6 protein-coding genes are annotated in these 10,068 nt (G+C 47.8%); 3 read left to right on the forward strand and 3 right to left on the reverse strand.

What is annotated here, in order from left to right; genetic code table 11:
- The first annotated feature begins 64 nt into the window (after positions 1-64).
- The gene (locus DU002_RS13025) at positions 65-1,933 is read left to right on the forward strand and encodes a hypothetical protein (RefSeq protein ID WP_114338826.1); all 1,869 of its coding nucleotides are present in this window, start codon (positions 65-67) and stop codon (positions 1,931-1,933) included.
- 123 nt (positions 1,934-2,056) lie between these two features.
- Here the strand turns inward: DU002_RS13025 and DU002_RS13030 are convergent, their stop codons facing one another.
- Together DU002_RS13030 and dsdC are read right to left on the reverse strand one after the other, a co-directional pair.
- Positions 2,057-4,633 (reverse strand): hypothetical protein, encoded by a 2,577-nt coding sequence (locus DU002_RS13030; RefSeq protein ID WP_114338827.1) that lies wholly within the window; start codon positions 4,631-4,633, stop codon positions 2,057-2,059.
- Positions 4,634-4,871: 238 nt separating this feature from the next.
- Positions 4,872-5,807, reverse strand: a complete 936-nt coding sequence (dsdC, locus tag DU002_RS13035; protein WP_158538056.1) for a DNA-binding transcriptional regulator DsdC — start codon at positions 5,805-5,807, stop codon at positions 4,872-4,874.
- Between the two features lie 145 nt (positions 5,808-5,952).
- On the opposite strand from dsdC, the gene DU002_RS13040 reads away from it, so the two are divergent.
- Entirely contained in the window at positions 5,953-7,290 is a 1,338-nt protein-coding gene (locus DU002_RS13040) for a 6-phospho-beta-glucosidase (protein ID WP_114338829.1), read from the forward strand.
- 431 nt (positions 7,291-7,721) lie between these two features.
- Here the strand turns inward: DU002_RS13040 and DU002_RS13050 are convergent, their stop codons facing one another.
- A complete protein-coding gene (locus DU002_RS13050) occupies positions 7,722-8,648 on the reverse strand; it encodes an MBL fold metallo-hydrolase (protein WP_158538057.1) in 927 nt (308 codons plus the stop codon).
- Positions 8,649-8,771: 123 nt separating this feature from the next.
- Between DU002_RS13050 and DU002_RS13055 the strand changes: the two genes are divergently transcribed.
- Entirely contained in the window at positions 8,772-9,683 is a 912-nt protein-coding gene (locus DU002_RS13055; protein WP_114338831.1) for a LysR family transcriptional regulator, read from the forward strand.
- Positions 9,684-10,068: the final 385 nt, after the last annotated feature.

Consider the following 10,068-nt stretch of genomic DNA (forward strand, 5'->3'; position numbering starts at 1 on the left):
TGGCCTTAACTCATAGTATTGGTTTAACCAAGAGATATAATTTCACTAATTAATGGAGTATTTAATGATTAGGTATGTTCTTCTTAGTTTGCTTGTGTCATCTAGCGTTGGCACCGCTTATGCCCAAGCGCAATATCCAATGCTGAAAGATGCGTATTATAAGTCTGCGAAGAGCACGATATCTCCCGCAGCTAACTCTACATTAACGAGTAACAGCGAGACATTTAGCTGGGACCACCCCGGAGGCTACTATTACATCAGTGCGGGGACCTCTAAGGGAGGGACTGATATATACGATTCCGATAGCTATTTTCAGGAAAAAAGCTACACCCTTGATGGTTTGCCAGACAGTGGTTCTGTTTATGTACGGATCTACTACTACGACTGGGACGCTAGTCAGTGGCAGTATGAAGACTACAGCTATAGCATGGATGTTGGCGGCAATAGTTCATCACCCATCACCCCAAATGCGGGCTCAACACTCACCAGCAACAGCGTTACGTTAAGCTGGACAAATGACAGTGGTTATTACTGGCTCGATGTAGGCTCATCTGTTGGTGGTGCCGACATATTTGAAAGCGAAAGTGCCATTCGCCAGCAAAGCACCACAATAAGCAACCTTCCAAATAGTGGCACTATCTATGTGCGCCTGTGGAGCTACCAAAATAGCGCGTGGGAGTATGAAGATTACACCTACAACATGAATGCCAATGGCGATACTGGCGGTGGGGGCTCAATGGATGACACCATTATTACTTCCAGTGTTTATGATGACCTAGACCCTGATGACAAAAATATTTTTGCTAATGCCATGCGTGGACAGGGTTACGAGTGGGTACTTGATGATGACAACGTTTCTAGTGCCGAATTGACAGACTATCTGGGCCGTGAAGCTAAACTGTTGTACCACACAGGACATGGTTTTACCGGCTACATATCAACCTCTGATGGTGGTTGGTACAGCTCATATATAGACAAAGTAGCGATAGAAAACACGGTCATTGCGACATGCCTGACCGTCGGTGACAGAGATTGGAAATCTAAGTTTGTTGGCACCACACAGAATATCATGGGATACAATAATAACTCGTATGACTTTACCGATAATGAAGTTGCACGAGATCTTGCCAATGGTATTGAATCAGGCAAAAGTTATCCGCAAATATGGTATGAAATCAATAATAAGCAATCATCACTTTATGATCGCTGGGTTATCTATACCAAAGACAACGACCGTGTAGTGACCTATGAAGCTGATGTAGCAAATGCCCGCACTAAAACAAACGATACATTCACCCCATTTGCTAATGGCAAAGTGCTTGTCGCGTCATCGATCACTAAAGCGGCTAAACGTGGTATCTCATTTGAAAATGCCCACTTCAATGTACAGAAAGACTTTGAAGAGCAACAAAGCCATAGGGATATGATCTCTCTTTCACTCTCTTCCTTGTCCGAAGATGCAGCCATTCAAATGGCCACTCAATGGGTCGAAGACAAAGCCTCCTTTGATGGGGTTGAGTTTGATCGGGTCACATCGATCTCTGCCGATGGCAAGCGTATTGGTTATCAAGTGCGCTTTAAACGAGTGGTTGATTCACTCGCCGTCAGAAGCAATACCGTAAGCGACTATATCTCACTGTTAATTGATGAAAGTGGTATTGCTGCATCTGAATACAATTGGAGCTTGTTGAAGAAACGTGCGCAAAAAGGTTCACTGGAGATCCTTTCAGTGAAACAAGCAATCGAGGCGGCAGCCGATGATATTGCCGCTTTCTACAAAAGTACCGAAACTATCAAGTTTGTGAGCGCTGAGCCTTGCTTAGGCTACAAGGAAACAAATGCGTCAACACAAATACTGGTACCTGCTTATGAGTTCTCAAGTACAGATGGCTCATCAGTGATTATTGATGCCGCCACTGGCGAAATCTTGTAACACGCCACAAAGGGCCTCGCCAAATAGGGGCCCTTTGTCTTAAAACACCCTCCTAATAAGCCGCCCATATAGCGGCTTTTTTTAGCGGTTAGCGTAAGCGCAATACAAGCAAACCAAAATCAGTCACTCTGCTCTTTTTGGTCTCCCGTTTAAGATCACCTGCTTATTCATCAGCATCAGCACAATCAATAAACTGGTTGCATAAGGTAAGGTGGTAAGCAAAGCCGCAACAGCAAAATCGCCCCACAAATAATTACAGGGATAAAGATACTGCTGTAGACCAACCGCCGGTGTCATTAAATCCACGTCTTGTAAAATAACGCTAGCTAATGGCCCCTCAAAACCACAAATGAGAAAGCTAGCAAAAAAGATCAGCGCGACTGAGCTACGATGACGAAGACATGTCGAATGAACAGTCATATCATCTTCACCGTCGGTTTCATTACCAGGCAAACGGCCAATACCACACCAATACGCGACAGCCACAAATAGCAATGCGTGCGGCAGATAAGCAAGCACCAAGCCGAAGTGAGTATTAACACCCAACCAACTCACAGCGTCGCTTATCCATTCGAGAAATCTATAACTGCCAATCATCAACGCCGAGGTAGGGATTAAAAAAGCGAACAAGATCCCAGCTAATGCCCGTTGACGAGTGCGATCTGTAAGACGGGACAAGCCATATGCACCAACCACGGCAATAGGGGTGATCAGCAATGCCGACAAACCACCGACCTTAAAGCCATTCCACAGCCACTGCATCACCGGAAACGGCGGCGGTGTAACACCTCCATCAGCCTCAAGAAAGCCCACGCCAAAAGCTAGCCACCAGTGTTGAAGTGAATACACCTCATCCCAAACAGCATTGACGGCGAAGTTGGCCTCCCTGAATGATAGATACCAAACCAGCAACAGCGGAGAAAGCACCAGCGCGGCCAGAGGAAGCATCCACAACATATTGCCGCTGGCGCGCCAAGTTGATGAGGAAAGTAAGTGTGACGTAGTGACCTCAGGGGAGCGCTCCGGTTGATGCTCTGTCGCGCCAACATCATCACACTGCTTTTGCTGTTCAATCCATATAGCCAAACGTTGGCAAAACCAATATAGCGGCCAGGCCAACAGCAAAAGCAAACCACAACTCAGTGCTGCCGATAGACCGCCATCGGAATAACCTTCAAACTTAAGTCGGTAGGCCATGGAGCTCAATGTATCTGTTGTACCCGCAGGCACCGAGCTACCGATGATATCAGGGCCTCCATAGGTCAATAGCTGAACTAATGACTGGCTACAGCAAAATATGAACGCTGCTCCAACCGTCAGCAGCATCAATCGCGGCTTAAGATAATTCAGCAAACCGCTACTGATGCGACCAACAGCGATATCCTGTTGCAACGACAATGGCGCAACCTGAATCAGCCAACGAACAACGATGAGCCACCATGGATACACAGCAACAACACCGACAATGCACAACATTATTTTCGCCAAAATAGGCGTGGTAAACCATTCCGGCTTAACCCCAAAAAATGCGTCGAGTAACAGATTCAACTCACCAAAGTTTTGATTAAACAATCCTTTACTGATCAACGCCGCCTGTGGCAAAGACCACAATGCAGGCATCATTAACAGCACAAACAACCACCGCCGTCCTTTGAGCCGCTGGTTGCTCAACTTAATCGCCAAACTCCCGCCCAATAACAATGCGCCAGCAACAACAATCAACACAAAGGCGACATTCCACAACGCGACTTGCCCCAACGGTATCCCCTTGTCGCTGAGCAATCGCCAATAGTTGTCCAGTCCTACATGAACAACGAACCCAGGGGCAAAGTTATCGCCATCATCATTGGCAACAAAAGCGCCTTCACCATCCAGATAACGAAACTCGCCAGTTTGCCAATCACCCGCAAGATACTTTTTCGATTCTTGATCCAAGAAAATCTCACGATCTGGCAAGATCAGGGAGCGGGTAAACTCTGGCGGCTCATTGAGCTCAACATACTTCGGTAATTGATAGGAAAACTTACGCAACCCCTGCATGACCAAAACCCGCTGCTGCGGATCATCTGAACGGATAAATGTGATTTTTTGTAGATGGACGCGCCGGTAAACAATCTCCCGAATACTCGCTTTATCAGCGACAGGTAGCTCATCAATAAACGTTAGGCGCTGCGGTTCATCGATGTAATCAAACGCATCATTAGCTAACTTATTTGCTCGGATGGATTGGCGGGTCTGGATGATCAGAGGCTGACTTTGATAGTGCCGAACAGGCGTTGTAGAGGAGGTTAATACTAACCGGTAAGCCTCACCATCCGGATACAAAGCAGAAGTATAGCTGTCATTTGGCGAAGCAATGAAGGTCTGGGCTAAAAGGTAACTTTTGGCCTTTTCGTAGGTCAAAAGGTGGGCACCAGAAGAGTTACTAAACGACGTTGCGATCGTATGTCCAAGGGGCAGTAGCACACACCATATTCCCACCGCCAGCGCAGGATAAAGCAGCCGCCAAGACCTGTTTTTATCTAGCCCAAACACCCAGAGTGTCAGCAAAGCAAAGCCGACAATCACCGCCGTTAGCCACCACAAGCCTTGATGCAAAGCCCCCGACGCTATCCATACCGATGCCACAGCACTTAAAGCTATATACGCGAACCGGAACATACGCCCAAGGTGCATTCCTTTGATGCCAGCAACCTGCATGAAAACTCCTTACGACCGCGCTGCTTTCCGCTTACTTATGACGTTTGGGTGACGTCTATAGAACATACAACGCTAAATTAACTCTCAATGAAAGTACATTAAAACAAGCAGTTAATTGATTTAGATCGACAAGCGATCGATAGGCCACCCACGACAGCTCTCAGGCTAATCGCTCCTCATCCCTAGCTTTGGTCGCAAATTCATTGGCTTGTCGAATGGCTGAAACGGAAACCTCTAACTAGATCGTAAGCTGGCTGGTTAGCCAATTGGTGAATGCCTGTATCCTCGGGCGCTGGGCATTTTCCCGCCCACACAAGTAGTAGTAACAACGCGGTGATTTGACGCTAAAGCCAAAAGGTGTAACCAGATCTCCCCTGTCTAAACGCGATCTAACGAGTTGCTCTCGCCCCATCGCTACGCCGGCATGATTCATGGCGGCAACCAGGGCTAAATCGAAGTGATTGAATATGTCTCCACGCTGCAGATGCGCCTGGCTTAGTTCGTTGCCAGACTCTCTCAGCCACAACAGCCACTCGCTGTAAACCTCTTCAGCATGAAGCGCCTCAATGTCATGTAATATTCGGCATTGGCGCAGGTTCTCCGGTTTGTTCCACAAATCGAATTTATCCGCATATGCGCGGGAGCAAACAGGGAATAAGGTTTCGTCAAACAGAGCCTGCGTTTGCACACCGGGTAAGGCATGCTCATCGTAATAGATAGCGGCATCTACCGGGTCTGTATTGAAGTCCAGCACGCTGGCGCGTACACGGATCCTCACCTGGATATTCGGGTGTTTATCGTGAAAATCTGCCAGACGTGGCACCAGCCAATGACGAGCAAAAGTCGGTACAACCCCCAACACCAATAAGCCGGTAGCACTGCCATGATCGATGGCTTCAAGCTCAGCATAGAGCTGACCGAGCGTATGGTGAACGACGTCATATAGCCGTCGCCCTTCACCTGTCAGACTCAGTTGTTTTGGTGTTCGCAAAAACAGTTTATAACGCAATTGTTGTTCAAGATTACGGATCCGATGACTGACCGCACTTTGTGTCAGGTGCAGCTCCTCAGCCGCGTGAGTAAAGTTAAGGTGCCGCGCGGCACATTCAAAACACTGCAATGCAGTCAGGCTACTGCGTCGCAGTAGCTGTCCGCTGTCAAGCGAATTGCTCATACTTAAAGCTTCCTTTAGAACCATTTCGCACCCTTGCCATGAATTTAGCTCATGGCTCGGTCAAAAACACGTCGATTCCAACGTTTACATCCCAATATTACAATCTCGTCATCAACTGAACCAAGCAACCATATAGGTACCCCACATGACTAAGTCCACTTTGAAAGTAGCCATCATCGGCGGTGGTTCCAGCTATACCCCAGAGATCATTGAAGGCTTTATCAAGCGCCATGCAGAACTGCCTATAAAGGAGATCTGGCTGGTGGACTGCGAAGAAGGCAAAGAAAAAGTTGAGATCGTTGGCGCGCTGGCGCAACGCATGGTGGAAAAGGCTGGGAACCTGTTTGACGTTCATATCACGCTGGACCGTAAAGCGGCACTGAAAGGGGCTGATTTCGTCTGCACGCAATTCAGAGTTGGCTTACTTAAGGCGCGTGTACGTGACGAGCGTACAGCACTCAAGTACGACATGATTGGCCAGGAAACCAATGGCGTAGGCGGCTTTGCCAAGGCGATGCGCACCATTCCGGTCATCTTGGATATCTGTAAAGACATGGAAGTATTGTGTCCTGATGCCTGGCTGATTAACTTCACCAATCCATCAGGCATGGTGACCGAAGCCGTCCTCAAATACAGTAATATCGAAAAAGTTGTCGGCCTTTGTAATGTGCCGGTATTGACGGAAAAAGGGCTGGAAAAACATCTGGGGTTGGCACCAAACGAATACCAGCTGCAGGTCGCTGGTCTCAATCACTTTATCTATATCCGTCACCTATGGCATCAGGGTCAGGACAGGATGAAGGAAGTACTGAATATTGTCGCTGACAACCCAGATCCGTTGCGTCCCAAGAACATCCCGCCGTTCAAGTGGGATCCGGACCAAGTAAGAAACCTCGGTGTCGTGCCCTGTTGTTACCACAGATACTACTATTTGCCGGACCAGATCATGCTGGATGAAATTGCCGATGAGAAAGAACACGGTACCCGCGGCGAGATCGTCGCCAAGATGGAACAGGAGTTGTTCGAACTGTATAAGGATCCGAACCTCAACATCAAACCGCCACAACTTGCCGGCCGAGGAGGTGAGTTTTACTCCGATGCTGCCTGTGATTTGATCAGCGCTATCCACAATGACAAACGCACCATCATGCATGTCAACGTGCGCAACAACGGTACAATCAAAGAACTGCCGGAGGACTGCGCTGTAGAAGTAAGCAGCGTGATCACCTCCAATGGCCCGGTTCCATTGAATGTGGAACGGTTTGAAAACCCCGCCGTGGTTGGACTGATGCGCCTGATGAAAGCGTTCGAAGAATTGACGGTAGAAGCGGCAGTCACAGGCGATTATGGCACCATGTTGCAGGCATTGACTATCAACCCTATGGTGCGCAAGGGTGAGATAACCCGCAAAGTGCTGGACGAGTTACTGGAAATCAATGCTGAATACCTGCCACAGCTAGCGTCCAACACCAACAACGTTTAATTTCACTCTCAACTCCCCGGGGCACACTTTCCTGTCCGGGGAGATTGATGAGCGCCGATCGATGGGGTCGAGCGATAGGATCAGAGTCATTGATTTCCGGAAAGCCCTTTAAAGTGCGCAGACTTTCGATCTCCACCTCGGCCAAGCGGGCTTGTCCTGCGCCCCGTCTGCTCGGCGATCTGTTCTTTGAAGCGCCCTTCTCCCAACACCCAAGCCTTATTGCTCGCATCGCGGATCTCTTTCAACGTATAGTCAGGAATATGATGCCTAAACAGGGCTTGGTAAGGCCCTTCACAAAATTAAGGCTGTTCCCTGATATCAAAAACTATCGTTCAACAGAAAGCTCTAAATGCCTGCTTCCAATGAAAAATATCAGTCAAAAGGATACAAAACCCAGCTCAATAACTATGGGCTCTTTGATCCAATTTTCACTAATGCCCATCAGCTTTTGCAGTCTGTACAACAAGGTGCTGCTCGATACCGAACGGCAAATAGCCGGACTCTGAATAATCAGGAAATAGCGCCATCATTTTGGTCTGTACGGCATCTTGGTTACCGCCGGTTCTGATCGCAAACTTAAACACATCTATGTATTGGCTAACCTCGCGTAAAAGAGAAAGCGGTGCAGGCTTACCATGGCCAGGGTAGATAGTGACGCCAGTGCTTTGATAACGCTTGGTGATAACCGCAAGGAGGGTCTGCCAGTTTTCGAGACTTTGCGTGTCAACCCCCTCACCCAGCCACAAATGGACTTTGTTAGACGCCAGATCGCCCATAAACAAACCGTGCAAATCTTCGCTATAAAGCATGGCGTAGTGCACGGTTTCCGTAGGCAGGTTGCCGCGATCAATACGCAGCGTCTTTCCCGAATCAAATGCGAGCTGACTTTCGCTAGTCACTTTAATTAGCCTCTCATAATCAAACCCTCTGGGCGCCTTTTCACTTTTGGGGATCATGCTTATATGCATCCATCCTCGCTCAGTCATCCAATTCGCCCAGCCAATCAGCTCCTGTTTAATGCCCTCTGAGGCCACAACAATTTCAGCGTTAGGAAACGCTCGGTTAAGCACTGCTAGGCCGATAAAATGATCAGGGTGCCCATGGCTAATAAAAATCTGTTTGAGCGGCAGTTGCTGCTGATCAATCAGTATTTTCAGCTGTCGTGCATCGTCCACAGAATCGAGTGCGTCGAGTAGTATCAGTTCCTTTCCATCAGAAAACAGGTATGCATTCACGGTGGATCGCTTGCCGTAAAACAGATTCAGCTCCAAGCCATTTTGTTTAATGGTTTCTGTAGGGGTCGCACAGACAAAGGGGGCGAATATTAGTGAAGCAACGAGCAAAAATCGGTAGGTCATCTCCGTTGTCCTTATCATCATTAAGTTCACGATTAAGCTTAATTTCAATGTTTGTGATAAAAAACAACGTAAAAGAAACTTATTGTACTGAAAATAGAGTCAATTAGAGCTTGGATTATCCCCATGAATCTTACCTACCTAATGAGCTACTACCGCGTTGTCCGTCATGGCGGCTTCTCTGCCGCCGCCGCAGTGATGGATGTTTCAAAGGGGTTACTTAGTCGGCATGTGAAAGCATTAGAATCGGAACTGAAAACAAGCCTGTTACACACAACCACCCGCAGTATTTGTCCTACCGAGGCAGGTAAGCAGCTATTTACAAAAGCGGAGCAGATATTGATCCTCTCTGAAAATGCGGAAAGAGAGGTACAGGAAGTCGTTAACAGTGATAAAGGCACACTACGCTTTACTGCACCATTAACACTTGGCGATGTGATCATCGAGCAGATCCTTCCTGCTTTTCGTCAAACCTGCCCCGATGTGGAGCTAGAGCTAAATTTCTCTAATCAGATCACTGACTTCAAAGAGGGGCATAATGACATTGCCCTCAGAGCCGTTACACGTAGCCCTGATGATCTAGTGGCACGCCACGTCGGCACGCTTAAAAACATCTTAGTTGCCAGCCCTCAATACTTGGCAAAAAATGGGGTGCCTCACTCACACCAAGATTTGATAGAACACCAATGCATTCTCAATAGTCATCAGCGCGACTGGAATACATGGCGGCTATTTAAAGAAGGCACCGAATACAGTGTCAACGCCACTGGCAATCATTCATTTAGCGCCTATACGACAGCGATGTTAATCGCTGAGCAGCACCAGGGGATCGCTAACATCCCTGCATATCACGCCACTGACAAGTTAGCCAACGGCGACCTTGTCGAGGTACTGCCAGGTTACGACGCATTTGCGCACAACTTGCTTATCATGCACCAGATGCACCGTGTTCTTCCTTTGAAGATAAGATGCTTCAAAACCCTATTGCTTGAATGGAGCCAGCAGAGCCCCTGGGTCGTGAGCAATCAAGCTATTTAATACCGGAGCGATGAGTCAAGATCGATAGAGCTCGATAGGGTCAGGCACTGGCTCTGAATACACACAGTGCAGGGAGGACGTTCATTTGAAGCAGGAAAGGTTTGTAAACGCCGCTGGTCAAAATGAAGATACCGGCACCCGCCACAACTGACAGCGCTATTATTTTAAAGTGATAGCCCCCATTAAAAAGAGCACCGAATAATACACGCTCACGCCAATAAAAAAGCCGCCAAAATGGCGGCTTATTAGAAAGTCAGCTTGTCCCGTCCTGAAATAGGTTTACACATTGGAGACCTATTATGGAAAAGCCAATCCCTTCAAAAAGAAAGCGCACTCAGTGCGATTATTCACTAGCCTTTAAATTGTTAGTCGTTGAGCAAGTTGA

The organism is Corallincola holothuriorum (assembly GCF_003336225.1).
Classification (GTDB): domain Bacteria; phylum Pseudomonadota; class Gammaproteobacteria; order Enterobacterales; family Neiellaceae; genus Corallincola; species Corallincola holothuriorum.